This is a genomic window from Mangrovibacter plantisponsor, assembly GCF_003182475.1.
Taxonomy (GTDB): Bacteria; Pseudomonadota; Gammaproteobacteria; order Enterobacterales; family Enterobacteriaceae; genus Mangrovibacter; species Mangrovibacter plantisponsor.
Map to the genome: position 1 here is coordinate 132,167 of NZ_QGTS01000008.1, position 25,024 is coordinate 157,190.

General features: G+C 48.7%; 20 protein-coding genes. 3 read left to right on the forward strand and 17 right to left on the reverse strand.

The genetic code is table 11. The annotated features are described in order from the left end of the window. Positions 1 to 12: 12 nt before the first annotated feature. The 4 genes from DES37_RS14495 to DES37_RS14510 are packed head-to-tail and all read right to left on the reverse strand — an operon-like array spanning position 13 to position 5,285. Positions 13 to 1,065, reverse strand: coding sequence for a protein-glutamate methylesterase/protein-glutamine glutaminase (locus DES37_RS14495; protein WP_036111802.1), 1,053 nt, complete (start codon positions 1,063 to 1,065; stop codon positions 13 to 15). Then, complete coding sequence (gene cheR / locus DES37_RS14500) at positions 1,062 to 1,928, reverse strand: protein-glutamate O-methyltransferase CheR (protein WP_036111805.1); 867 nt, start codon at positions 1,926 to 1,928, stop codon at positions 1,062 to 1,064. Before cheR ends, DES37_RS14495 begins: the two co-directional genes overlap by 4 nt. Positions 1,929 to 1,948: 20 nt before the next feature. After that, positions 1,949 to 3,550, reverse strand: a complete 1,602-nt coding sequence (locus tag DES37_RS14505) for a methyl-accepting chemotaxis protein (protein ID WP_110026365.1) — start codon at positions 3,548 to 3,550, stop codon at positions 1,949 to 1,951. Between the two features lie 52 nt (positions 3,551 to 3,602). Further along, complete coding sequence (locus tag DES37_RS14510; protein WP_110026367.1) at positions 3,603 to 5,285, reverse strand: methyl-accepting chemotaxis protein; 1,683 nt, start codon at positions 5,283 to 5,285, stop codon at positions 3,603 to 3,605. 324 nt (positions 5,286 to 5,609) lie between these two features. Here DES37_RS14510 and DES37_RS14515 point away from each other — a divergent pair, with 324 nt between their 5' ends. Next, complete coding sequence (locus DES37_RS14515; protein WP_036112002.1) at positions 5,610 to 6,887, forward strand: dicarboxylate/amino acid:cation symporter; 1,278 nt, start codon at positions 5,610 to 5,612, stop codon at positions 6,885 to 6,887. Positions 6,888 to 7,121: 234 nt separating this feature from the next. Here the strand turns inward: DES37_RS14515 and cheW are convergent, their stop codons facing one another. The 12 genes from cheW to DES37_RS14575 all read right to left on the reverse strand — a co-directional run bounded on the left by cheW (position 7,122) and on the right by DES37_RS14575 (position 21,147). Beyond that, positions 7,122 to 7,625, reverse strand: coding sequence for a chemotaxis protein CheW (gene cheW, locus DES37_RS14520; RefSeq protein ID WP_036111816.1), 504 nt, complete (start codon positions 7,623 to 7,625; stop codon positions 7,122 to 7,124). Positions 7,626 to 7,654: 29 nt separating this feature from the next. Beyond that, positions 7,655 to 9,679, reverse strand: a complete 2,025-nt coding sequence (cheA, locus tag DES37_RS14525; protein WP_110026369.1) for a chemotaxis protein CheA — start codon at positions 9,677 to 9,679, stop codon at positions 7,655 to 7,657. A 10-nt stretch (positions 9,680 to 9,689) separates the two neighbouring features. Further along, entirely contained in the window at positions 9,690 to 10,814 is a 1,125-nt protein-coding gene (gene motB, locus DES37_RS14530; RefSeq protein WP_110026371.1) for a flagellar motor protein MotB, read from the reverse strand. Then, positions 10,811 to 11,698 (reverse strand): flagellar motor stator protein MotA, encoded by an 888-nt coding sequence (gene motA, locus DES37_RS14535; protein WP_110026372.1) that lies wholly within the window; start codon positions 11,696 to 11,698, stop codon positions 10,811 to 10,813. Before motA ends, motB begins: the two co-directional genes overlap by 4 nt. 116 nt (positions 11,699 to 11,814) lie before the next feature. Beyond that, positions 11,815 to 12,393: a flagellar transcriptional regulator FlhC gene (gene flhC, locus DES37_RS14540; RefSeq protein ID WP_036111824.1), complete on the reverse strand. Its 579-nt coding sequence runs from the start codon at positions 12,391 to 12,393 to the stop codon at positions 11,815 to 11,817. 2 nt (positions 12,394 to 12,395) lie between these two features. After that, positions 12,396 to 12,743 carry a flagellar transcriptional regulator FlhD gene (gene flhD, locus DES37_RS14545; protein WP_211320559.1) on the reverse strand — a complete coding sequence of 116 codons (348 nt, stop codon included), beginning with the start codon at positions 12,741 to 12,743 and terminating at the stop codon, positions 12,396 to 12,398. 983 nt (positions 12,744 to 13,726) lie between these two features. Next, positions 13,727 to 15,151: an alpha,alpha-trehalose-phosphate synthase gene (gene otsA, locus DES37_RS14550; RefSeq protein ID WP_110026377.1), complete on the reverse strand. Its 1,425-nt coding sequence runs from the start codon at positions 15,149 to 15,151 to the stop codon at positions 13,727 to 13,729. After that, positions 15,126 to 15,929, reverse strand: coding sequence for a trehalose-phosphatase (otsB, locus tag DES37_RS14555; protein ID WP_110026379.1), 804 nt, complete (start codon positions 15,927 to 15,929; stop codon positions 15,126 to 15,128). Before otsB ends, otsA begins: the two co-directional genes overlap by 26 nt. Before the next feature lie 209 nt (positions 15,930 to 16,138). Beyond that, positions 16,139 to 17,404: an aromatic amino acid transport family protein gene (locus DES37_RS14560; protein WP_110026381.1), complete on the reverse strand. Its 1,266-nt coding sequence runs from the start codon at positions 17,402 to 17,404 to the stop codon at positions 16,139 to 16,141. A 180-nt stretch (positions 17,405 to 17,584) separates the two neighbouring features. Further along, entirely contained in the window at positions 17,585 to 18,565 is a 981-nt protein-coding gene (gene araH, locus DES37_RS14565) for an L-arabinose ABC transporter permease AraH (RefSeq protein WP_110026383.1), read from the reverse strand. Positions 18,566 to 18,580: 15 nt separating this feature from the next. Then, complete coding sequence (araG, locus tag DES37_RS14570; protein WP_110026384.1) at positions 18,581 to 20,095, reverse strand: L-arabinose ABC transporter ATP-binding protein AraG; 1,515 nt, start codon at positions 20,093 to 20,095, stop codon at positions 18,581 to 18,583. 62 nt (positions 20,096 to 20,157) lie between these two features. Continuing rightward, positions 20,158 to 21,147 (reverse strand): arabinose ABC transporter substrate-binding protein, encoded by a 990-nt coding sequence (locus tag DES37_RS14575; protein ID WP_036111842.1) that lies wholly within the window; start codon positions 21,145 to 21,147, stop codon positions 20,158 to 20,160. Between the two features lie 1,037 nt (positions 21,148 to 22,184). On the opposite strand from DES37_RS14575, the gene DES37_RS14580 reads away from it, so the two are divergent. Continuing rightward, positions 22,185 to 22,682 (forward strand): non-heme ferritin-like protein, encoded by a 498-nt coding sequence (locus DES37_RS14580; RefSeq protein WP_110026386.1) that lies wholly within the window; start codon positions 22,185 to 22,187, stop codon positions 22,680 to 22,682. A 127-nt stretch (positions 22,683 to 22,809) separates the two neighbouring features. Here the strand turns inward: DES37_RS14580 and DES37_RS14585 are convergent, their stop codons facing one another. Continuing rightward, positions 22,810 to 23,058: a DUF2766 family protein gene (locus DES37_RS14585; protein WP_036111849.1), complete on the reverse strand. Its 249-nt coding sequence runs from the start codon at positions 23,056 to 23,058 to the stop codon at positions 22,810 to 22,812. 330 nt (positions 23,059 to 23,388) lie between these two features. Here DES37_RS14585 and DES37_RS14590 point away from each other — a divergent pair, with 330 nt between their 5' ends. Then, on the forward strand, positions 23,389 to 24,981 hold the full coding sequence (locus DES37_RS14590) for an MFS transporter (RefSeq protein WP_484173239.1): 1,593 nt from the start codon (positions 23,389 to 23,391) through the stop codon (positions 24,979 to 24,981). Positions 24,982 to 25,024 lie beyond the last annotated feature (43 nt).

Here is a 25,024-nt window from a genome sequence, read left to right on the forward strand (position 1 = left end):
TGAACTCCTCAATTAAATGCGTATTGCCTGTCCGGCACTGATTTTTGCCAGCATCTGCTGGCTGATTTGGCTTAAATCGACCACTTCGCTGACACCACCGGAATTGATGGCCTCACGCGGCATGCCGAACACCACACAACTTGCTTCATTCTGTGCAATGGTCCAGGCACCAGCCTGGTTCATTGCCAGCATCCCTGCTGCACCATCATTCCCCATGCCTGTCAGGATAACTCCCACAGCATTACGTCCAGCATATTTCGCCACCGAGTGGAATAATACGTCCACTGACGGGCGATGACGGTTTACAGGCGGGCCGTCATGAAGTCGAATCTGGTAGTTAGCACCACTTCTGGAGAGCTCCATATGCTTGTCGCCCGGCGCAATATACGCATGCCCCGGCAGAACCCGCTCTCCGTCTTCTGCTTCTTTCACACTAATCTGGCAAATCTTATTCAGCCGCTCCGCGAAAGAGCGGGTAAAACCGGGTGGCATATGCTGTGTTATCAGTACAGCCGGGCTGGTCAGTGGCAGTGGTTGCAGCACATGGCGAATGGCCTCTGTGCCCCCGGTAGATGCCCCGATCACCAGTAATTTTTCTGAACTGAGTAACGGCCCCGATTTCAATACAGCAGGCGGTGCTGCAGTTGGCGAACGGGCAGATAACTTTGCACGCGCCGCAGTACGAATTTTGTCGGCAATCATTTCACTGTATGCCAGCATGCCTTCACGAATACCGAGTTGCGGCTTAGTGACAAAATCTACCGCGCCCAGCTCTAATGCCCGCAACGTCACCTCAGAGCCTCTGCTGGTCAGAGATGAGACCATCACCACCGGCATCGGCCGCAGCCGCATTAATTTCTCCAGGAAATCAAGGCCATCCATGCGTGGCATTTCGACGTCCAGTGTCAGTACGTCCGGGTTGAATTTTTTAATCAAATCCCGGGCGACTAAAGGATCGGGCGCCGTTGCAACCATTTCCATATCACTATGACGGTTGATTATCTCTGTCATGATTTGGCGCATAAGCGCAGAATCATCTACTGACAGTACTTTGATTTTCGTCATACTTTATCCTTACTTAGCCCATATACAGTCTGACCACGCAGCCAAAACTCCCGGCTGATGTTACTGAAGTTTTCAGAATGTCCGGCAAACAACAGTCCTTGTGGTTTTAACAATGGTACAAAGCGATGCAAAATATCCTGCTGTGTGTTTTTATCGAAATAAATCATTACATTACGGCAGAATATGGCATCAAATGGCCCCGGAACCTGGTATTGCTTATCCAGCAGGTTCACAACATTAAACTCAATATAATTCGCCAGTTCCTGGCGTACCCTCACCAACCCTTGATGTGGGCCAGTCCCACGCATGAAATAGCGCTGTAACTGCTGTGGTGACAGTGTCTTGAGTTCGTCCAGGCGGTAGATGCCTTTACGCGCTTTTTGCAACACTTCGGTATCAATATCACTGGCAAACACTTTCCAGCGCCCTGGGGTCTGGCCCAGCACATCAGCAAGTGTAATGGCAATAGAATAGGGTTCCTCACCTGTGGATGCCGCAGCACACCAAATTCGGTATTCACCGGTGCGTTTTTTCGCATGATCCGCCAGTATCGGGAAGTGATGCCCTTCGCGGAAAAATGCAGTCAGGTTCGTGGTGAGCGAGTTAATAAACGCCTGCCATTCGGAGGTATTCTGGTCTGCCTCAAGCATCCCCAGGTACCGGCCGAAATCATCAAGGCCCAAATCACGCAGGCGCCGAACCAGGCGGTTATAAACCATGTCACGTTTGTGTTCCGCCAGCACGATGCCTGCCCGCTGATAAATAAGCTGGCATATACGACGAAAATGCGCATCTGACAACGTCAGGCGTTGAGCCATCTGTATCAAGGGCGATGGTTGCCCCTTCGGCACAGGTGAGGTCATAGGGCCTTCTTCTATTATTATCAGGGTGAAACCGGCACCACAGTGAGTGCTAAGGTTGCTGACGGTTGCTCCGGTTCTACAGCCGCCAGTTGGAACACAGCCATCAGCGTATCCAGGCTCTCCGCCTGCTGACCCAGACTACTGGTCAGCGATGAGGAGCTCTGCACTAACGCGGCGTTTTGCTGTGTCACTTTATCCATTTCGGTGACTGCCTGCGCCACCTGTTCAATACCACGCCGTTGTTCATCGGATGCAGAAGCTATTTCCCCCATGATGTCATTCACTTGTTGCACAGAGTGAACGATATCGGTCATGGTGCCCGCCGCTGTATCCACCAGAGTGGAGCCGTACTGCACTCGCGCCACTGATTCTTCAATTAATAGCTTAATCTCTTTTGCCGCCTGAGCACTGCGTTGCGCCAGATTACGTACTTCACCCGCCACAACTGCGAACCCCCGCCCTTGCTCACCCGCTCTTGCCGCTTCAACTGCGGCATTCAGCGCCAGAATGTTTGTCTGAAACGCAATACCATCAATCACACTGGTGATATCGCCAATCTTGCGCGAGCTGTCAGCGATATCCTGCATAGTTTTGGCAACATGGGTTGCCTGATCTCCACCACGGCGCGCCGTTTCTGCAGCCTGGTTTGCCAGCCCGGAAGCCTGCCGGGCATTGTCCGCGTTTTGCCCGACCGTCGCAGTCAATTGCTCCATGCTCGCAGCCGTTTGCGCCAGTGCAGAAGCCTGCTGCTCAGTACGTGACGACAAATCATTATTCCCTGCGGCCATATCACCAATGGCACCACGCATATCCTGGCTGCCAGAAACCACCTGGCTCATGGTGTCACGCAACGCCTGCCTCATGGCATCCAGGCTGGAGAAAATTTGCCCAATTTCATTACGGCCTGCGGTTGCAATGTCTTCACACAACTTACCACTGGCAATAGCATCAAAATGGCCACGCAATACAACCAGTGGTGTCACTAACTGGCTGCGCAACCAGTACAATGCCCCAACAACCAACAACACAGCCAACAATGTCACGCTGCCAAATACCAGTGCAGACAAGTGGTAGCTTTTTAATCCTGCAGCCTGTGTGGCAGAGAGGTTTTTGTTAATCTCCTGCTGCCAGGCCCTAAATTGTTTATCAAACGAAGCCTGAGCTTCACCTACTGGCGCGGTCAAAAAATCTGACAACTGGTTATTCTCAAGCCAGGTTGCCTGGTGTGCCAGAGCATCACGCCAGGTGACATAGCTCTCTTTGGTCTGTTTTGTCAGACCGGCGATATCGCCAGCAGACTTCACAGCCAGGAACCCTGTAAACAAGGTGTCAGCTTTTTTTAACTGTTCACGAGCTGACACCATCAGGCCTTTAATATCTTCTGGCGGATAACTCAACGCCGTTAGTGTGCCTGCTTTACCTAATTCTGAACTGGCCTGCAGCAATGCTGCCCGGGTTTGCGCAAGGGAGTCGCGTTGTCGGTTGTTATTTTCAACCGTCGTAAAATTCTGGTAATCCCCACGAAACGCCCAAAATGACAAACCATTACTGCCAATCTGTAACACGCCACAGAGAATCAAAATCAAAAAAAGCGTGGTCGATATACGAATATTACTTAACATCCACTCTCCCTTATCCGGCGAAAAGCGCCGGTATTAAACGCTAATTAATCGATCAAAAAGTTTCCCAGTTTTCATTGTTGACACTATGTTCTTGCTTTTGTGGTAATAATGCCGCTGCCTTCCCGGCCGCAACGACTGACTTGCTGGCAATACTTTGGGCACTTTTATTGGTGATAGTGCTGGCTGCGAGGCGAAATGCCGCCACCGCCTGAGCCAACACACTCGCCTGCTCTTCGAGCGCACCGGCCGCCGCTGCCGATTCCTGTACCAGTGACGCGTTCTGTTGCGTCACCCGGTCCATCTCTGATACCGCCAGAGCAACCTGGTCGATGCCACGGCTTTGTTCATCTGACGCAGAGGCAATTTCGCCCATAATGTCAGTGACTCGCGTGACCGCACTGACGATTTCGCCCATTGTTTCACCCGCGCTTTCAACCAGTACCGAACCGGTATCAACACGTGAAACAGAGTCATCAATCAGCGACTTAATCTCTTTAGCTGCCTGAGCACTACGTTGTGCCAGATTGCGAACTTCCCCGGCAACCACTGCAAAACCACGGCCCTGCTCACCCGCTCTTGCCGCTTCAACTGCCGCGTTCAGCGCCAGAATATTGGTCTGGAACGCGATGCCATCAATCACACTGGTGATATCGGCAATCTTGCGTGAACTGGTGGAAATGTCCTGCATGGTCGACACAACATTTGCCACTACCTTGCCGCCCTTCTGCGCCGTCTCTGACGCGTTGAGAGCCAGTTGCGATGCCTGGCGGGCATTCTCCGCGTTTTGTTTAACTGTCGCTGTCAGTTCTTCCATACTGGCTGCAGTCTCTTCAAGCGCAGACGCCTGCTGCTCTGTGCGAGAAGACAAATCTGTATTACCCGCAGCAATTTCAGATGTACCGGCATAAATGGCATCAGACCCATGGCGTACTGTTGTGACTGTGCCAATCAGTTCTGTTTGCATATGCCGGACTGTATCCGTCAGTTGGGTTATCTCATTACGGCCCGCCACAACAATTTTGGTGGTCAGATTTCCCTGAGCAATTTCGCGGATATGTTCGATAACCTGGCTGAGTGGTTGTAACAAGATTCGGCGAATACCGAACCACACAAGGACAATCACAGCGATCAGCAATACCGCCAGGGCCACCATTTGCCATTTGGCAAATAAGTAACTCGACTGCCCCTGCTCCCATGCGCTCTGGTACAGGCGGTCATTTTCATCAATGTAGTGGTGGTATGCTTTTTCCATTGCATTCTGGAAACCCTGGGTGGGTTGTGCGAAATAGGCATCCATGCGCCCATTCTGTAAATCATCCACCAGTTCAGCCAGTGCCTGATGATACTGGCGATATGTCTCATCCACGCCCGCTACCGCGTTATCCACATCAGGAGCAATGCTGCCAACATTTTTAAATGCTGCGTAGTGCGCTTCTACCTGGGTTAACGCTTGTTTGGCACTTTCCAGCAAGGCGTTTTTGGCACTGCTTTGCTGATTATTGGGGTCCATCATCATGCGTGCAGACGAACGGCTCAGGTTAATACGTGTTTGTAGCATTAACACCCACGCCTGGCTGAGTTCAGATTGCTGCTGGCGTAATGCCCGATATGTTGCGAAATCGTCCTGGTTATTTTTTAAAGCAGAAAAGAAAAAGCCACCGGAGATGAACTGCAGGCAGGCAAACACGCCCAGAACAGCCATCAGCAAAGTGACAATACGCATCCGGTTAAACATAAAGCAAACACCCTTTTACATTCTTGTTAAGGGGGTTATCGGCAATGGTGGCGGGAACTTTACGTTAGGGAACAGGGAAAAATACGCGTTCAGTGTGTACGGACAAAGGCTTAGTTGAGATTACTTATCCAGGAATTACTCCCTCTCAGCCCCTGCGTTACAGAGAATTTTCGCCTCCTGCTTACAAAAAGAACAAAACGTAAAAATATGTTGTATAAGTAAGCCTTATACTTCAATTTATATCACTGAAGCAGCATGATTGATTATAAAAACAGCAAAATGTCAGCATGTTGTATTATTGTTAAATATGATGGGGTAAATTTCGTGGCAAGTAGTAACAAACTGACAATGTTTATTGTCCTGTTTATGATTGCGGGCATCCTGTGTGGTGCGGCAGTTCATGAATACGCTTCAAATGACAGCATTACCGCCTGGGCAACCAATATCACTCTGTTTACCGACATTTTTCTGCGGCTGATAAAAATGGTGATCGCACCGTTAGTGTTCAGCACATTAACTGTGGGCATCATGCGTATGGGGGAAACCTCTACCATCAGCCGGGTGGGAAGCAAAGCAATGGTGTGGTTTATCTCCTCATCTGTGCTGTCCATTCTGGTTGGGTTGCTTGTGGTTTCACTGGAACACCCTGGTCGCGGGCTTAACCTGACAGTACCCGCGGGTAGTGTAGAAACAGGCCTTGCGGTCAGCGGCATGAGCCTGAAAAACTTTATTGCGCATTCCATTCCTACCAGTATCGCAGATGCTATGTCCCACAACGAGATCCTGCAAATTGTTGTGTTCTCAATGTTCTTTGGGATTGCCGGTGCATCATTAGGTGAAAAATTTAACGCACCACTGGTTGCCGCGCTGGATGTGGTTTCCCACATTATGCTGAAGGTCACAGGTTATGTAATGCTGGTTGCTCCTCTGGCAATTTTTGCCGCTATTTCCAGTGTGGTGGCGACTCAGGGGCTGGGTATCCTGCTGAACTACGCTTCTTTTATTGGCGGTTATTATGTTGCCATCTTGCTGACTTGCCTGGTGTTGCTGAGCGTCGGTTATATGGTATTGAAAAAATCCACCTTCACGCTGCTGAGCATGCTGAAAGAACCCGTGCTGGTTGCCTTCACTACCAGTAGTTCTGAAGCCGCTTACCCCAAAACTCTTGATGTTCTGACGCGTTTTGGTTGCTCACGCAGTATCGCCTCTTTCGTTCTGCCCATTGGTTATTCATTTAACCTGGTCGGTTCTATGGTGTACTGCTCGTTCGCATCCATGTTTATTGCCCAGGCCTACAATGTTCACCTGACTTTCTCAGAAATTGTGGTTCTGATGCTGACACTGATGCTGGCCTCCAAAGGCATTGCCGGCGTTCCCCGTTCTGCACTGGTTGTGCTGGCGGCGACTATCCCCAGCTTTAATATCCCGGTAGCGGGGATTTTGCTGTTAATGGGTATTGACCATTTTCTTGATATGGGCCGTTCCGCCATCAACGTATTAGGGAATGGTATTGCCACTGCAATGCTGTCCAAAAATGAAGGTGAACTGGATGCCGCTGCGGCGAACACCGCCACGGAGCAGGAAACTCAGGTTGAAGCCTGACAGTAAACACTGAACACTGATGACAAAGGGCCGCAATGCGGCCTTTTTTATTGATAAAAAAGACGGAAAACGTTGGGTTGGTAGCCGAAAATCAATGAATTGATTTCCCGTGTTTTTTGGGTGGTATCTTCTCGTTGCGTGCGCACATGAGGCGCATAAATGGCCTGCCCATAAAAACAAGCCCCCCGGGCATAAAGCACGGAGGGCTATGCAGGCAGCCAGTACCAGGTGTTATCAGGCAACCCGGGCGGCAGCGTTATCCAGCAGCGCCATTTCTTCGCTGTTAAGCAGTTTCTCGATATTCACCAGAATCAGCATACGCTCGCCTACTGCGCCCAAACCGGTGAGATATTCGGTTGACAAGGTCACAGCGAATTCAGGCGCCGGGCGAATTTGGTCTGATGTCAGTGACAGCACATCAGAAACACCATCCACCACGATACCTACCACGCGTTGCCCCAGTGTCAGAACAATAACAACGGTGTTTTCGTTGTAAACAACATCGGATTTGGCAAATTTAATCCTCAGGTCAACGATAGGGACAATCACACCGCGCAGGTTAGTTACCCCTTTGATGAACGGTGGTGTATTCGCGATACGGGTCACCTGGTCATAACCACGGATTTCCTGCACCTTCAGAATATCGATGCCGTACTCTTCATCACCTAAGGTGAAGACCAGGAATTCCTGCCCCGAAGGTTCGCCATCCAGGTTTGTGACATTATTTGTTTCGGCCATGTTGGTACCTTTCTCTAAGCCAGTGGAAATCAGGCGGCAGTTTGCGCCACACGTTGTTCACGGTTTAACCCTTGTAGCGCTGAAACATCAACAATCAACGCTACGCTACCATCGCCAAGAATTGTGGCTGCGGAAATACCAGGAACCTTGCGGTAGTTACTTTCAAGGTTTTTCACCACAACCTGGTGCTGACCAATCAGTTGGTCCACCAACAACGCATAGCGGCGACCTGCGCTTTGCAGAATAACGACGATGCCTTCCGTTGCTTCCGTTTTCGCATCATCAACTTCAAATATTTTCCACAGTTCAACCAGCGGCAAATATTCACCGCGTACTTCCAGTACCCGCTCACCACCAGCAAGTGGGTAAAGGTCTTCTTCCCGCGGCTGGAGAGATTCCATAACCGCATTCAGCGGCAGAATAAACACTTCGCCACTCACTTTAACGGACATGCCATCGAGAATTGCCAGCGTCAACGGCAGTAAAATACGAATTGTCGTTCCGGAGCCCTGTTTTGATGCAATCTCAACATGGCCGCCCATTTCCTGGATATTTCGCTTCACGACATCCATACCCACACCACGCCCGGACACATCAGTAACCTGTTCTGCGGTGGAGAAACCGGGTGCGAAGATAAGCATACCGACTTCTTCATCAGACATATTATCGTGAACAGGTAACCCGGAAGATGCCGCCTTCGCCAGAATACGCTCGCGGTTCAGGCCCGCACCATCATCGGTCACTTCAATACAAATATTTCCGCCCTGATGCTCAGCAGATAACAGCAAGTTACCCATCACAGGTTTACCTGCCGCCACGCGTTTTTCAGGTGACTCAATACCGTGGTCAAGGCTGTTACGCACCAGGTGCGTTAATGGGTCGATAATGCGCTCAATCAGGCTCTTATCCAGTTCAGTAGAACTACCAGAAAGTGTCAACTCAACTTGTTTACCGAGCTTACCGGCCAAATCACGAACCAGGCGAGGGAAACGGCTGAATACATATTCCATCGGCATCATACGGATGGACATAACCGATTCCTGCAGGTCACGCGCATTGCGTTGTAACTGACTCATACTGGTTATCAAATCACCATGGATAACCGGGTCAAGTTCGGTGGAACGCTGTGCCAGCATTGATTGCGTGATGACCAGTTCACCAACCAGGTTAATTAACTGGTCCACTTTTTCAACTGCTACACGAATACTGCTATTTTCACCGCGAGCAGCGGGTTTGGCACCCGAATCTGCTTTCGCCGCCGCACGGGGGGCTGGCGCTTTTGCTGCTTCCACTGGCTTAACCACAGGAGCAACGGGAGCCGGAGCCGGGGCAACAACTTCTTCTGCCACGGCAGTTTCTGTTCCAGACGAGGCTTCAACCTTGATCTGGTCCGTATCAATCACAAAACAGAGTACCGCGACGATGTCGTCTTCACTGGCTGTGGTGTCCAGCACCACATTCAGTACATCACCTTGCTGTTCGCTGTGAACCACTGTCCCCAGATTGCCCAGTTCGTCAAGCAACAACTCGTGTTCTTTTTCTTTCAACTTGCTCAGAACAATGTGAAGACCTGCCGGTTTACCCGCGGCCGCCGGAGTACTCTCAGCAGGCTGCCCGGAGTCAGTTTCGACAGATTCGGCCGGGCTTGCTGCCGGGGCGGACAAACCTTTAGCTTCCAGCGCTAACTGGCGCAACGCCTGGCAGATATACTCGAACGAGGCGGCATCAGGCTCCTGGGAGCTTTTATAAGCGTCAAGCTGTTCCTGCATAATATCTTTGGTTTCCAAAAACAGGTTGATGATATCGGTGGAGAGTTGCATCTCACCACGTCTCGCGTCGTCCAGCAGGTTTTCCATTAAGTGGGTCGTTTCCTGCAGGATTTTGAAGCCAAATGTTCCCGCGCCCCCCTTAATAGAATGTGCTGCCCTGAATATGGCATTCAGTTGCTCGGAATCTGGCGCCTCAGGCGACAATCCCAGTAAATGCTGCTCCATATCCGCCAGTAACTCATCGGCTTCATCGAAGAATGTTTGATAAAAATCGCTGATATCCATACTCACGCTATCACCTCGTACCTGATTGTGGTGGTATTGAGTTCGCTGCAGGAACCGCCGTTGTTGGTCCAGTCGCCGCCGGTGGTGCTGCCGGTGTCGGGGCCTGCCCCGCTGCCACAGGTTGCGTTGCCGCTCCTTGTGGTGATGCACTTCCCTGCGCGCCAGGTGGCACCGCAGGTGTTGCTTCAACCGGTGTTGTTGGCGCAGCATTTGGTGATGCTGTGCCAGCCTCTGGTGTTGCCTGTTCCTGTGGCGGCGTTTCCTGCTGTTTCAGAACACTTACTGGCGCATTCTGGCTCTCAGCGTTCTCATGAAGAATCGACTGTTCAGTCTGTTTATTCAGAACTAACAGGCTGATTCGACGATTCATTGCATCCCCCGCGGTGCTGCCAGGCAAACGCATTGTTGCGGCCATACCCACCACACGTAAAACCTTACCTTCATCCAGACCTCCTACAACCAATTCACGCCGGGATGCATTGGCGCGGTCGGCAGAAAGCTCCCAGTTACTGTATCCCCGTTCACCCTGCGCATATGGAATATCGTCGGTGTGTCCGGAAATACTGATCTTGTTCGGGATTGAATTCAGAACCGGGGCAATACCACGTAAAATGTCCCGCATATAAGGCTCCACTTCTGCACTACCCCGCTTAAACATCGGCCGGTTCTGGCTGTCGATAATCTGAATTCGTAACCCTTCCTGCACGAGGTCAATCTTCAAATGTGGACGCATCGCTCTTAGTTTTGGATCAGCATCAATCAGTTGGTCCAAATCGCCTTTCAGCTTCAAAAGACGGCTGCGTTCCATCTTATTTTTCAGTTCGTCGATGTTTGGTTCTTTTTTTACTTCACCCTGTTTTTGAGTGACATCATCACCACCACCGGGAATCGGACTGGAGCTGTCAGCTATACGTTGACCTCCGGTAATTGCCTGCGCCAGCGGTGTTCTAAAGTATTCGGCAATCTGCGTCAGCTCTTTAGGGCTGGATATTGATATCAGCCACATAACCAGAAAAAAAGCCATCATGGCGGTCATGAAGTCGGCGTAAGCAATCTTCCAGGAGCCGTGAGAACCTTCATGACCTTTATGTTTTCGTTTCTTAACGATAACAATCGGATGCTTATCATGCTTCATGCGTCTTCAGTCGCTTTTTGTTGGTTAGGTGAACGCACTGCACGCATATGTTCATCCAGCTCAACAAAGGATGGCCGCTCAGTGGAATAGAGTGTTTTACGCCCAAATTCCACCGCGATTGGCGGCGCGTAGCCATTGAGGCTGGATAACAATGTCACTTTTACGCATTGCAGCATTTTTGTTGTTTCGGCACTGCGCTGGCGCAACACACTCGCCAGAGGCGAGATAAACCCATATGCCAGCAAAATCCCAAGAAACGTCCCTACCATCGCATGAGCAATCAAAGCCCCCAGTTCCGCGGCAGGCCGGTCAGCCGAGGCCAGCGCATGCACCACCCCCATCACCGCCGCGACGATACCAAAAGCCGGGAAGGAATCACCCATTGCAGCAATACTGCCTGCCGGCACGTCACTTTCCTGCTCATGCGTTTCGATTTCCTCATCCATCAATGCCTCAATTTCAAAGGTATTCATGTTGCCGCTGATAATCAGCCGGAGGTAATCGACAATGAAATCTAACATGACGTGATCAGCGAGAATCCGTGGATAACTGGCAAAAATCTCACTCTCTTTGGGGTTTTCAATATCGCGTTCCAGAGAAAACATGCCTTGCTGGCGTGATTTCGCCATCAGCCGGTACAGCAATGCCAGCAGATCCATATACATGCTTTTGGTGTATTTAGAACGACTGAACAGGAGCGGCAGTGCCTTTAGAGTGCCTTTAATTGCTTTGCCGTTGTTGCCGACAATGAATGCGCCGACCCCTGCCCCACCAATGATAATAAACTCAGAGGGCTGGTACAGTGCGCCGAGGTGCCCACCCGTCATGGCGTAACCTCCAAAGACGGTAGCAAGCACAACAATATAACCGAGTATAATTAGCACGACATCACCTTTCCGCTGTGTTAAAAGTCAAGGATAACAGTAGGTTGCGCTGTATTCAGGGTAAAAAAAAGCAGCGGCACTTTCGTGTCCGCTGCTGGATTTACTAGCCTGTTCCGTTACACAGCCTGTCCGATCTGTTCATCCAGCAGTTGTGGAATAATATCGGCAGCATTTTCGGAAAGTTTACGCCTTTTTACTGCTCTGGAAGGCGGTTGGCACAGGCTGCACACAAAGCTGCCCACTGGCTGATGCGCATGGGTGATAAATTTCCCTTTGCAGCAATTACAATGGGATAGCTCTAACATACCGCTTTCAACAAACCGCACTAATGTCCATGCACGAGTCAATGCAAGTAATGGGCCATTTTCATCCTGAGGACATTGCTCCAGGTACAAACGATAAGCCTTAATGACAGCATCAACACCATTACACAACCCGGTTTTGAGCAAATACTGCCATGCGTTACAAAACATAGACGCATGAATGTTTTGCTCCCAGGTCATAAACCAGTCGGTTGAGAAAGGCAGCATTCCCTTGGGAGGCGGGCTACCACGCAACTCTTTGTACAACTTGATAAGGCGACCCCGGCTCAGGGTCGTTTCGCTTTCCAGCATCTGAAGACGCGCGCCGAGCGTGATAAGCTCCATAGCCAACTGAATTTCACGCGCTTCCTGGACAATACTTTTATCACCCATAATCAGGCCCTTTTTTTCCGGGCTCCGTCTTCACCGGAGGCCTCACTCAGCAAACGGCTCGAAAGCAAAATTCCAGTGTGGACTTGTTGTAAATCATCGACACGTGAATCCTGGGTAAGACGCGTGATTGTGCTGTGATCGCTGAAGCGGAACTGGCACACCAGTTGGTTGGTTTCAGCCAGCTTGACCATTTGTGGCAATGTCAGCTCTCCCAGAGTTTGGGCCATTTCCTCGGTTACACCGAGACGGAACATTGCAGAAGCTTTGTCCTGGGCTATCAAACGCTGAGCAAGCAGCAGATAGGATAAGTTGATATCGTAGATATGTTTCAGCAACTCGGATGTATGCATTTTTCCCATCCCGAATAACCAATTATTATGTTATGCGGTAAATCCGCACCCCGTGATGTCGCCGGGTAAACCCCGGAAAAATAAAAAAAATATAAAAGGCTAAAATGCATTTATTGAATCAGGCTCTGACACCGCACTCCCAGGTTGAAAACACCTGCCTTGCAGAGTGCACTTCAGCCATCTTAGTTCGCTCCGAAAAGAACTAAGAATTTTCCTAATCCAAGGAAACTGTACTCGTCAGATTCCAATCACACAATCTGACTTGAGGCTACTTTTGAAAAAAATGTGACGCAGATCACACTTTTTATCTTAATATTTACAATAAATCAATCAGCATCACTTTTATGTTGCTCAACAAATAACCAAAAATATTTTTCAACTCACGCAATTCTGCGAATACCCATTCACCTCTGTGTGCAGTGCGTCATAAAAAATTAATTGAATAAACATCCGCCGTTAACGCTTAGCAGGCATATTTTTACCCTGGATATTAACTTCCTTTATTAGTAAATCCATTTTTAATCAGATAGTTAAATCACTACAAACAGTACCATTCCCAAACGATATACATTTTCATTTATCCATTACAAGAAGGCATGTAAACGGTTAACGGAGGTTTGTGGTCACTCTTTTTATGCAGAGCAATAAAAGCCATTTCATAAGAAACATTAATGTTTACACCATAAATTCACTTTTTGCGTAAAATGCGCAGTTGAAATTTCGAATTGAAAAATAGTATTGCTCACCAATGCCATACGTAAACGTTTGCGTAGTCCCCAGACAGAAACCAGCTGGTAATAACTCCCCCGCAGGCAACATAGCGTGCACAGTGCGTGTCCATGCCCACTTGTTGATGCCCCGCACTTAAGCGCAAAGCGAAGCAATACATAGCCAGAAGCAGCGTCATAAAGGAGAATTAACAGGCGAAACCGAATACAGGGTAGTAAAACAACGTGGAAGAGCCTTCCCTGGCTCGCAGTAAGTTAACTCAGGCGTTGAACAGCCAGTGATGCAGGTGTGGAATCATTCTGCGCACTACGTGTCTTTACTTGCTTTAGATCCCGAATAAAGGCCTCCTGCCAGGCGTTAATGTCCTGGTGGCGTAACACAGCCATCATTTCGCTGTGCCGCGCAATACGTTCTTCTTTGGGCATAATCAGCGCCCTGTGCAACGCGTTGGCGACGTCATCGCGGTCATAAGGATTCACCAGCACTGCAGCAGAAAGCTCATTAGCCGCACCGGCAAATTGAGATAAAACCAGCACGCCAGGATCACGCGGATCCTGAGCCGCAACATATTCTTTAGCAACCAGGTTCATGCCATCACGCAGCGGAGTGACCAGGCCAACGTTGGTGTGACGGAAGACTTTCAGCAGCACTTTGCGGTCAAAATGTTGGTTGAGATAATAGAGTGGTGTCCAGCCAAGCTGGCCAAACTTACCATTGATTCTGCCTGATTCTGTTTCGAGTTGGTGGCGAATATCCTGATAGGCCTGCACATCCCCTCGCGATGTTGGCGCTATCTGGGTATAACGAATTTTCCCAATATGCTCAGGGTATTTTTCGAGCAGAGTCTCAAATGCCAGGAAACGCTCTGGCAGCCCCTTGGAATAATCCAGGCGCTCCACAGAGAAAATATTCTGTACCCGCCCCAGTTCAGCTTTAAGCTGCGCCAGCCTGGCAGGTAACGGCCCTTTGGCCTGCTCGATGACATCTTCCGTTTCAATCCCAATCGGGTAAACATGGGTCTGGAAGGATTTACCATCCGCCATGTGGTGGCCATCCATATAGGTTGTCACCTGGGTTTGTAACCCAAGGCTGTCGATAAACGCCTGGCGGTCGGCTTCAGTCTGAAACCCTAACAAATCATAATCAGTCATTTGTTCCAGCAGGGTTTTACAGGGCGGCAACGCCGTGAATATCTCAGGCGTCGGGAAAGGAATATGTAAAAAGAAACCGATACGGTTATTAACCCCCAAACGGCGCAGTTCACTGGCCAGTGGCAACAGGTGGTAATCATGGATCCAGATAATATCACCGCGTTGAATCAGGGGTGCCAGTTGCTTTGCCATGGCAGCATTCACTCGCAGGTAACCTTCCCAGGCCTCACGGGTAAAGTCCACCAAATCCAGCCGGTAATGAAAGGCTGGCCAAAGAACCCCGTTAGAGAACTGGCAATAATACTGTTCATAATCCTCTTCACTGAGGTTGAAGGTCGCCCACTGAATGTTACCCTGGCTAACCTTCTTTAGCGGGTCGTCAATCTCCCCGGTTTCACCGCTCCACCCAAACCACACGCCACCTGAATTCTTCAATGCCCCAAGGATACCGACAGCAAGCCCACCTGCCCCATTTTTCTTCCCATCAGGCAAAGCGACCCTGTTAGAGACTACGACCAAACGACTCATAATCAGCCCTCCTCGACGTTATTGCTCGTTGTTGTTCAAAATAAGCGACCTGACCTGATAACCAGGACCAGACAGCGGGTACGTCTTCCAGCCGCCAGCGTGCACAGGTTGCTTCCTGACCAACTTTGATGCTGACACCATGATACTGATTGACTGCGTCAAACCCGGCTTCATCGGTTAAGTCATCACCCAGAAAGACAGGTATCCGCCCCGAAAACGGTGGCTCAGCCATAAACTGGTGCACCGCCTCGCCCTTATTAACCCCCCCAGGTTTAATTTCCACCACACACTTCCCCTGTTGCAGAGTCAAATCGGCGTACTGCGCGGTAATAGCCTGTGCGCAATTATGCACCAGAGGCTCACTGCCGGGCGCGTGCCGGTAATGCAATGCAAAAGCCATCGGTTTTTCTTCAATTTGCACACCGTCAATATCACCTAATGCGGCCTGCAATTTCCGGCGGATTGCGTTCATCTGGTTTGCAGGAAGTGAAAGTGTGAATTGCTGACCATTGATATCACGACGTTCCGCACCGTGAACCCCTGCGAGCGGGTAGCGTTCAGGTTGAGTGAACTTATCCAGTTCGTTGATTGAGCGCCCTGAAATCAATGCCAGTGCACCGTGGCTAAGATCAGCCAGTTTGCGTAAATGATACTGTACGTTATCCGGAAGTGAGACTTGACTGGGATGAGGTTTCAGTTTGGCCAGCGTGCCATCAAAGTCGAAGAAAAATGCATACTGGCCGGTCAGTAATGGCGGTTTATTTAATGCAGCTTCCACCCTCTGCCCTCCTTTTAGCTGTTAGTACCTTTTATATTCCAGACTACTTTTTATGCTTTGCAGCCACACATGCAGACTGGATTATTAGCGGTATGATATTTATGCGTATTTATCACCTGTATAAATGATTAGCCATGTAAGTATAGCCAGTATGATGAGAAATGCCACCGGGTGAATACCTGGCTCACCCGGTAACAGTGAAAACAAGGTCAGATAAAACCCGCAACCAGCGCGGAAATAGCAATACAACCCATCAGCAGAACAAACAGGTGGCTTTTACCCTGGCGCCAGCGCGACATAGCAGGAACGGTGTAGAGTGCATAGACAGGCATGATAAATAAAATAGCGGCTATCACTGGCCCACCCAACGATTCAATAATGCTTAAGATCCCTGGATTGAGCGTTGCCACCAGCCAGACAGAACCAAAGAAAAACAGCACAATCGCGCGCCGGATAATGGTTTCATTGATACCGACGCCACGCAGTTGTGCCAGTTTAACAACCGCCCCATGCAACCCCTCACGCGCCCCCAAATAGTGCCCAAAAAACGAGCTCGAAATGGCAAGGATTGCAACCAGAGGGCCAAAGAATGAAATTAGCGGGTTATCAAACTTATTCGCCAGATAACTGAGCATAGAGATATTTTGCGCTTTGGCCGCAGCCAGGTCATCGGGAGTGACACTCAGTACACAGCTGAACACAAATAACATAACAAACAGCAGCAAAATACCCGATGTATTGCGCAATATGCGGCTGGCCTGTTCATCTGCTGTATCCGGGTATTCCTTCCCCACCGCCAGAGAAAAAGATGAAATAGCCGGTGAATGATTAAACGCAAACACCAGTACCGGGATTGTCAGCCACAAAGTTACGGAGAAGTCCTGTAACGCAGGCACCTCTTTAATAGCAGCCAAATTCCAGTGAGGGATAAGATACAGAGAAAGGAATATCAGAATGGCAACAAGTGGGTAAACAAGCCAGGTGGTAATGCGTAACATCCGCTGCTCATCAAGTAGCATCACTGACATCAGCAACCCGACCAGCACAAAGGACAGCAACGCTCTTGGCAAAGATGCCATTCCTAACTGGTTCACAATTAGCGAATCAACGGTATTAGTAATACCCACCCCATAAATAAGCAAAATGGGATAAATAGCAAAGAAATAGAGCAACGTGATTAGAATACCGGCACGCTGGCCAAAATGGGCTTCAACCACCTGTGTAATATCACGGCCCTGGGTTTCAGAAGATAAAACAAACCGGGCGAGACCACGGTGTGCAAGCCACGTCATTGGCCCAACCAGCAACGCTATCACCACTAACGGCCAGAATCCTCCCATACCGGCATTAATAGGGAGAAACAGCACACCAGCCCCTACAGCAGTGCCGAACAGACTTAACGTCCAGGTGCGTGCAAAACGGTGTTGGGGGGGTTGTGTTGAAGGGGGGGTTTGATACTCGAGTTCCTGAGTCATTGAAATATATCTCCATGTAAAATATTGCATGCGGAAATTTATTTCAAAACAAATAAATATAACGTGATAAAAAACTGGTTTCTCACCAAAAATGCAGAATTAAATCAATGAAAAACGCCAGCTGTTTAGCTGGCGTTAATCCAAAACTATGCCACTACTATACCACTACTGTGCCACTACTCAGGATGCGCGTTGAGACTTCTGTTTGTAACGGTCAAAAATAACCGCCGCAAGCAGAATCAGACCACGAACCACATACTGTGCGAAAGGAGAAATGTTCAGCAGGTTCATGGCGTTTTCCACTGTACCCAGTATCAACACCCCCGCCACCACAAACGAAATTTTACCAATCCCACCTTTCAGTGAAACCCCACCCAGAACACAGGCTGAGATTACGATCAATTCATAACCAATTGAAGTCATTGGCTGCCCACTGGTCATACGGGATGCCAGAATTATCCCTGCGGCTGCCGAAACCAGGCCAGACAACACGAAGATGATAATTTTGGTGCGAACTACAGGTACCCCGGCAAGGCGGGCCGCATCTTCGTTGCCACCAATAGCCAGTGTGTTACGCCCAAATGTGGTTTTATTCAGTAAGAAACCAAACAACACAAAGCAGGCAATGGTTATCCAGATAGGTGCCGGGATCCCAAGCCAGTTAGCGTAACCCAGTTCGAAGAAACGCTCATCTTCAATCCCCACCGCTTTACCATCAGAAATGATATAGGCAAGGCCGCGGACTATCTGCATTGTGGCAAGTGTGGTGATCAATGCATTGATCTTCAAACGGGCGATAACAAAACCATTCACAAACCCACTGGCAGCACCCAGCAACAGACCCGCAAAAACCCCGATCCACAGGCTTTCGGTCAGGTTAATCACCACAGCGGTGGTTACACCGGCGCAGGCAATAACCGAAGCCACGGATAAGTCAAAATCACCTGAAGCAAGGCAAAACAGCATACCGCAGGCCACCATACCCGACATCGATACAGCAAGCCCAAGGCCTTTCATATTGATAAAGGAGGCAAAATTAGGCACAAAAATCGCACATGCCAGAAACAGCACAGCAAATACCACCAGCATTCCATACTGATCCCAAATCCGGGAAACTGACAACCCGGTGCGACCGGTTCCTGATGTAGTTAATGAAGACATAAAAAAACTCCTCAATTAGGCAACGGCCTGGCTGGCTTTCGGCATAGCAAGGCTCAGTGCCTGCTTTTCCGTCGCCTCATCATGTGTTAACTCACCCGCAATCTCGCCTTCACACATCACGATAATGCGGTCTGCAACGCCCAGAACTTCAGGCAGGTCACTCGATGCAAACAACACCGCCACTCCCTGAGCAGCCAGGGTATAGATAACGTTGTAGATTTCATGTTTTGCGCCAACATCAATCCCGCGGGTGGGTTCATCAAGCAGGATCACTTTCATCTCCTCAGACAACCAGCGGCCGAGGATGGCCTTTTGCTGATTCCCGCCAGAAAGATTCATGATCAGTTGATCAGCACCAGGGGTTTTAATATTGAGCGCTCGAATATGGTGACCTGCGTTTTCACTTTCCCAGAGTTTATTGATAAGGCAGCCAATACTGATATGCTTGCGCCGTGCACTGATATTGATGTTCTCCTGCACCGAGTGCACAGCGATAATGCCGTCTGCTTTGCGGTCTTCAGGGCACAACATCATGCCTGCTTTTATGGCATCTGAAGGCTCGCGAATCGTGACCGGGTTGCCGTCAATCAGCACTTCCCCGCCGGTAATGCGTGTACCGCCAAACAGCCCTTTCATCAGTTCGCTGCGCCCCGCGCCTACCAGGCCAAACAAGCCAACGATTTCGCCACTTTTCACCGTTAAATCGACCGGTTTGCGTACACCCGGCGCTTTAACATTATTAAGTGCCAGGCGAACCTCGCCATAAGGCCTTGGTTTCCAGCCATAGATATCGCCAATATCACGGCCAACCATCGCCTGTACCAGTGCGTCATGGTTGACCTTCTCCATATCATCGAAGGTGCATACATAACGCCCATCTTTAAACACCGTGATGGCGTCACTCAGTGCAAAAATCTCTTCCATGCGGTGAGAAACATACAAAATGACCCGGCCTTCTTCACGCAGTTCACGAATAACCCGGAACAGGTTTTCGATTTCGCGCGCAGACAGTGAACTGGTTGGTTCATCAAACGCAATAACCCGGGCATTGCGAGCCAGCGCTTTGGCGATCTCCACCATTTGCCACTGGCCTATCGATAAATATTTCAACGGCGTTTCAGGGTCGATATCCAGACCGAGATGTTCCAGTTGTAAACGTGCCTCGTAGTTAAGGAGCGACCGGTTTACAAAGCCGCCTTTGTGCGGGAGCTGGCCAAGATAAATGTTCTCAGCCACACTCATTTCCGGCACTAAATGGAGTTCCTGGTATATGATGGCAACGCCTGCGTCCAGCGCCGCGACCGTATTGGCAAATGTAACTTCCTGGCCTTTTAAGGTAATAGAGCCGGTTGTTGGCGCGTAATTACCACTCAGAATTTTTAATAGTGTGGATTTCCCTGCGCCGTTCTCCCCCATCAGCGCATGCACCTGGCCGCTGTAGCAGTCAAAGCTGATATCCTGTAGCGCTTTAACGCCCGGAAATGTCTTTCCAATACCACGGAACGAGAGATACGGTGTTTGTTGTTGCATATAGCCTCCAAACCTTCCCCGGTAAACGGGCGTGCAGCACGCCCGTTATCTACCTGGAACAATTACTTGCCGCCCAGGCCTTTTTTAGCCAGTTCTTCTTTGAAGTTGTCGCGTGTAATCAACACAACATCGGTGACTTCGGTAAATTTCGGTGGTTCAACACCTTTGGTAACCCAGTTGTAAAGCATTTCGCTGGATTTATAACCATGCACATCCGGGCTGGGTAACAGGGAGCCGTAGAAGCCAGTTGCTTCTGCTTTTGACAGTTCGTTGACGGCGTCAACCCCATTGATACCAATACCAATTACATCATTCGCTTTGAAACCCTGGCCTTCAGTTGCACGTACACCACCCAGTACTGTGTTGTCGTTCATCCCGACAATCAGCCAGTGTTTAACTTCCGGGTGTTGTACCAACAATGAGTTACCGGCATCAAAAGCTCCCGGAATATCGTTGGATTTTGTTGGCACCTGGTAGATTTGTTTGGCAGGGAACCCTGCAGCTTTGAGCGCTTCCATTGAACCTGAGGTTCTGCGGCGTGCGGTATCCAGTTCATTAGCGGTGATTGCCATCACCCCAGTTTTACTGACATCCCAGCCACGTTTTTGCATCTCTTTGTACAGTTCCTGCCCCTGACGCTCACCAATTTTGGTTGCCGCCATCATTACCAATGGTACTGAGTCCATCGGTTTACCTTTGGCATTAACAAACTGGTCATCCACAGCAATCACTTTCATCCCGTAGCCGCGTGCTTTAGCAACAATGGCAGAGCCGAGCTTGGGATCCGGGGTACAAATAACAAAACCTTTCGCGCCATTTGCTGCCAGGCTGTCAATCGCATTCAGTGTTTTCTCGCCATCAGGCACGGCAATTTTAATCACATCAAAGCCAAGATCCTTGCCCGCCTTGTCTGCAAAACGCCACTCAGTCTGGAACCAGGGTTCTTCAGGTTGTTTAACCAGAAAACCCAGTTTCAGATTTTCCGCCATAGCGGATTGTGACATAACAGCAGCAAGGCCAATTGCTGCCAGCGCTTTAGTAAATTTGTGCATGGTAAACTCCAGCATTTATTTTCTTGTGTGCAGGGTAGTGAACAGAAAATGTTCTTTATTTCAAACGTTAACAGCAAACCAGGGTTTTTATGCCCAAAATACTGAGAACGCAAAATAGTTTTAGCGGGAAATTAAAAATCCATAGGAGAGCAAAATCACACGGCTGAATTTTAGTAAATCTGTGCATAGATTCAGCAAATAAAGGCATAAAAAAGTGCTAATATGTATGATGAATCAGAACGGGATGAGCAGAAAAATCCATATGACCAGCAACCAAATCCTTGTTAAGTGATCGCCTCACACCAGGAGTAATCTACTGCTTGTCTAAGATGAGGTTTACAGGTAGTTGGCCGCCAGCGGGTGGAAAATCTGTACAAAGATATATCTCAAAAATATTTAATAAAACTGTCACAGTCAGGCATCTCTGATGCATACCTAATCATTTTCGATTCATTATATTTCTTATCAACAGCCTTTCTGTTTCATTTTATAAGAAAAACACTACAACCCGGTTCCGGTCTCATACGGAATAATAATGTTAACCAGACTGAATTCGTTAATTACAATGGCTAAATCATGTTAATAATAAATAAACAACAAGTAATATTCTGACTAAATGCTCAGGAATACTTTGACCAGAAAGCAAAAAAAAGCAAACCACATATCAATAAGATAGCAATCCCTTCATCAAAGTCTTTTCATGTTCATTTATTAGCCAGCAAATAGTACACTGAATCAATAAAGTAAGTAAGCGTAAAAATTCTCACTAAGAGTATCCTTATTTTTATTCTGGTTGTATGCTAAAAATAGTTAACAAGGAATAACTGCGGGTAAACATTGCACAGTTATGTTGAAAACAATGCTATTGAGAACGGTTACGTTCCAAACAGTATTGTTTAATACAATGGGGTTCACGGCACGGTGTTTAAAACAGTGCCGTACAAAATAGATACAGGCTGGTGATAAGTTTGCAGCATTTATTCAGTTTCTTCGTGAATTAACAAAATCACAGGTTTCCAGAAAATAAGGATATTGTTATGGCCGTAACTGATATTGTTTCGAAGTTGAATGTACAAATGAACCGAGAGTTTTACTCATCTAACCTCTACCTGCAATTAAGTGCGTGGTGCATTGAGCACAACCTGCACGATACCGCGCACTTCCTGCGAACGCAGGCCCAGGGGACAGTAACACTGATGATGCGTTTTTTCGATCATTTGAAAAAAATGGGAGAAAACCCGGTCGTGCAACCACTACAGAATGGCCTGACGCCTGGTTGCAACTCACTGGCTGTGCTGTTTGAGAAAATGTTGAATGACTACCGCTTGCGTGCCGAAAGCCTGATTCAATTACAGGATGAAGCAATCAGTATCAATGATTTGTCCACTCTGTTATTTTTACAGCAAATTGAAAAAATCCAGCGCAAAGATGGTGCCGTATTAGTAAAAATGCTGGAAATGGTACGCGAAGCCGATGCATCAGGGATGTGTCTCATGCAAACTGACCATATTCTGGCTAAAGCTGCAACAGCGTGATGCCAGGCCAGTAAATACCTGCCCGCAAAGCGTAAAGCAGCCCTTCACTTAATCCTGGCAGGCCTTCCCCGCTGAAATATTGGGGTTGGCCTGGTTACTTCCCACCAACCCTCTGTACCAAAGGCCGTTAGTGAGCGTCGTTTTGGCGGGTAAATTTCAGCTCAATCAATGCAACGGCCTTTTGTACCGCACGCAACGTAACCGGATCAGCTGAAGGGTGGCCGGCAAAGTCAATAGAACGGAGTTGGGTTGCCATTTTCTCGCGAACTTCCACCGGAGCGATAACATCAATGACATCCAGTATTTGTTTAATCACTAACTGGCATGCAACCACATCAGAAACCAGCTCATCTTCCTTGCTAAAGGATCCGGACATTTTTCTCTCCTCATCAAAAACGCATATGGTACCGGGATACAGCCCGGAACGGTAGCCCGGTGGGAGAAATCCATGTAAAGGCTGGCTTCCGATGGCATTTGTTTGAAGCAGTTCGCTAAAAAGTGTGTGGAATGTCGGTATCTTTTATTCCCTTAAAAACTAAAAACACGTATCGCCACTATATCTTTGAAATAAAAAAATTCAGCACACATCTCATATTCATCACTTCTTTACGTAAAAAATGACTATTAGTGACACCCTTCACATTTCAATACACAAATTCAAATTATAAGAACCGTAATATCTAAAAAAATGAAACAGAGGTTCAAAATGAATTCTGGTAAAACGTCTCCCCTGAACATGACGGGGCAGCGGCAGGTCAGTTTGCGGCATCAATTGGCCTACGGTGGGGGAAACTTACTCGGTAGTGGCGCGCTGGCAATTAGTGGAGCATGGCTGCTCTATTTCTACACAACTTTTTGCGGCCTGACACTGATTGAGGCTGCTTTTATCTTCTCTGTTGCCAGCATTATTGATGCCATCAGCAACCCACTAATGGGCTATTTAACTGATAACTTTTCCCGGACGAAACTGGGTAAACGCTTTGGGCGCCGCCGCTTTTTCTTAATGCTCGGCGCACCACTGATGATGTTTTACCCTTTACTTTGGGTTGAAGGTTTTGGTTTTTGGTACTACCTGGTAACTTATGTCACCTTCGAGCTTATCTATACCTCTGTGATGGTCCCTTACGAAACTCTGGCAACAGAGATGACAGACAATTTCACACTGCGTTCTAAACTGACCGGATACAAAGCAATTTTCGGGAAGCTGGCAAATTTCCTCGCTGCCTTTATTCCCGGCCAGTACATTCTTATCTTTGGTAAAGACTCTGCTCAGCCGTTCTTCCTGACTGGCCTGACTTACGGGGTCATTCTGTTTGTCGCGATTGGTTGCCTTTACACCAGCACCTGGGAAAAAAGTACCCCGGCGGAACAGGACAACAACGATAATGCACCACGGACAGTGACCGGTACATTACTGTCACTGGCAAAAGATATGTCCTCAACATTCCATTTACGGGTTTTCCGTAAACACCTCGGCATGTACTTATGTGGATTTGGTGCAGAATGGTTGTTTGCATCGATATTTACTTACTTTGTGATTTTCGTATTACAACATGATCCAGCAATGGTTGCCGGGCTGAATAGCCTCAACTCAATTCTGCAACTCTTCTCCACCGCGCTGTTTATTGGTGTATGTGTTAAGTATGGTTTCAGCCGCCCGTATATTATGGCGCTGAGCGTGGTTATGGTGGCTGTGCTGTTTTATACCGCACTGTGGTTTTTCCACTTACCGGTACACAGTGCCACTATTCTGATGTTTGCTATTACCGTTCTGTTTGGCCTTGGCACTGGTGGTGTGTATTACATCCCCTGGACGGTGTATACCTTCCTGGCTGATGTCGATGAAGTATTTACCGGCCGTCGCCGTGAAGGGATCTATGCTGGCGCGATGACATTTGCCGGAAAAATACTGCGTTCGGCAATTGTTTTTGTGATGGGCGCGATTCTGAGCTACTACGGTTTTCAGTCTAAAGCTCATACTCAACCAGACAGTGCAGTAACTGCCATTGCAGTTGTCTTCTGCGTTGGTGTGATTATTCTGGCTCTGGCAGCCGTGATATTCAGTAGCCAAATGAAACTTAACCGCCGCACACATCTGGTAGTTCTGGAAGAAGTAAGCCGCGTGAAAGCCGGTGGGAAACTTGAAGATATCAGCCCGGAAGCCCGCCGTGTAATTGAAGAGCTTGTTGGTCACCCTTATGAAAATTGCTGGGGTAACAGTAAATTGTTCAGTAAAGACAAGGCGAATACAACGGATTCTGCAGTCGTTGCTGCACCGGCTGCTTCAACACGCCATTAGTACCGCACGCTGTACGCCGGACATAAAAAAACCTGCTTCGTGA

Bases quoted from the DNA above. Each gene is read 5' to 3' on its own strand.
- DES37_RS14495 (WP_036111802.1), bottom strand. From the start codon at position 1,065: ATGACGAAAATCAAAGTACTGTCAGTAGATGATTCTGCGCTTATGCGC.
- cheR (WP_036111805.1), bottom strand. From the start codon at position 1,928: ATGACCTCACCTGTGCCGAAGGGGCAACCATCGCCCTTGATACAGATG.
- DES37_RS14505 (WP_110026365.1), bottom strand. From the start codon at position 3,550: ATGTTAAGTAATATTCGTATATCGACCACGCTTTTTTTGATTTTGATT.
- DES37_RS14510 (WP_110026367.1), bottom strand. From the start codon at position 5,285: ATGTTTAACCGGATGCGTATTGTCACTTTGCTGATGGCTGTTCTGGGC.
- cheW (WP_036111816.1), bottom strand. From the start codon at position 7,625: ATGGCCGAAACAAATAATGTCACAAACCTGGATGGCGAACCTTCGGGG.
- cheA (WP_110026369.1), bottom strand. From the start codon at position 9,679: ATGGATATCAGCGATTTTTATCAAACATTCTTCGATGAAGCCGATGAG.
- motB (WP_110026371.1), bottom strand. From the start codon at position 10,814: ATGAAGCATGATAAGCATCCGATTGTTATCGTTAAGAAACGAAAACAT.
- flhC (WP_036111824.1), bottom strand. From the start codon at position 12,393: ATGGGTGATAAAAGTATTGTCCAGGAAGCGCGTGAAATTCAGTTGGCT.
- flhD (WP_211320559.1), bottom strand. From the start codon at position 12,743: ATGCATACATCCGAGTTGCTGAAACATATCTACGATATCAACTTATCC.
- otsA (WP_110026377.1), bottom strand. From the start codon at position 15,151: ATGAGTCGTTTGGTCGTAGTCTCTAACAGGGTCGCTTTGCCTGATGGG.
- DES37_RS14560 (WP_110026381.1), bottom strand. From the start codon at position 17,404: ATGACTCAGGAACTCGAGTATCAAACCCCCCCTTCAACACAACCCCCC.
- araH (WP_110026383.1), bottom strand. From the start codon at position 18,565: ATGTCTTCATTAACTACATCAGGAACCGGTCGCACCGGGTTGTCAGTT.
- araG (WP_110026384.1), bottom strand. From the start codon at position 20,095: ATGCAACAACAAACACCGTATCTCTCGTTCCGTGGTATTGGAAAGACA.
- DES37_RS14575 (WP_036111842.1), bottom strand. From the start codon at position 21,147: ATGCACAAATTTACTAAAGCGCTGGCAGCAATTGGCCTTGCTGCTGTT.
- DES37_RS14580 (WP_110026386.1), top strand. From the start codon at position 22,185: ATGGCCGTAACTGATATTGTTTCGAAGTTGAATGTACAAATGAACCGA.
- DES37_RS14585 (WP_036111849.1), bottom strand. From the start codon at position 23,058: ATGTCCGGATCCTTTAGCAAGGAAGATGAGCTGGTTTCTGATGTGGTT.
- DES37_RS14590 (WP_484173239.1), top strand. From the start codon at position 23,389: ATGAATTCTGGTAAAACGTCTCCCCTGAACATGACGGGGCAGCGGCAG.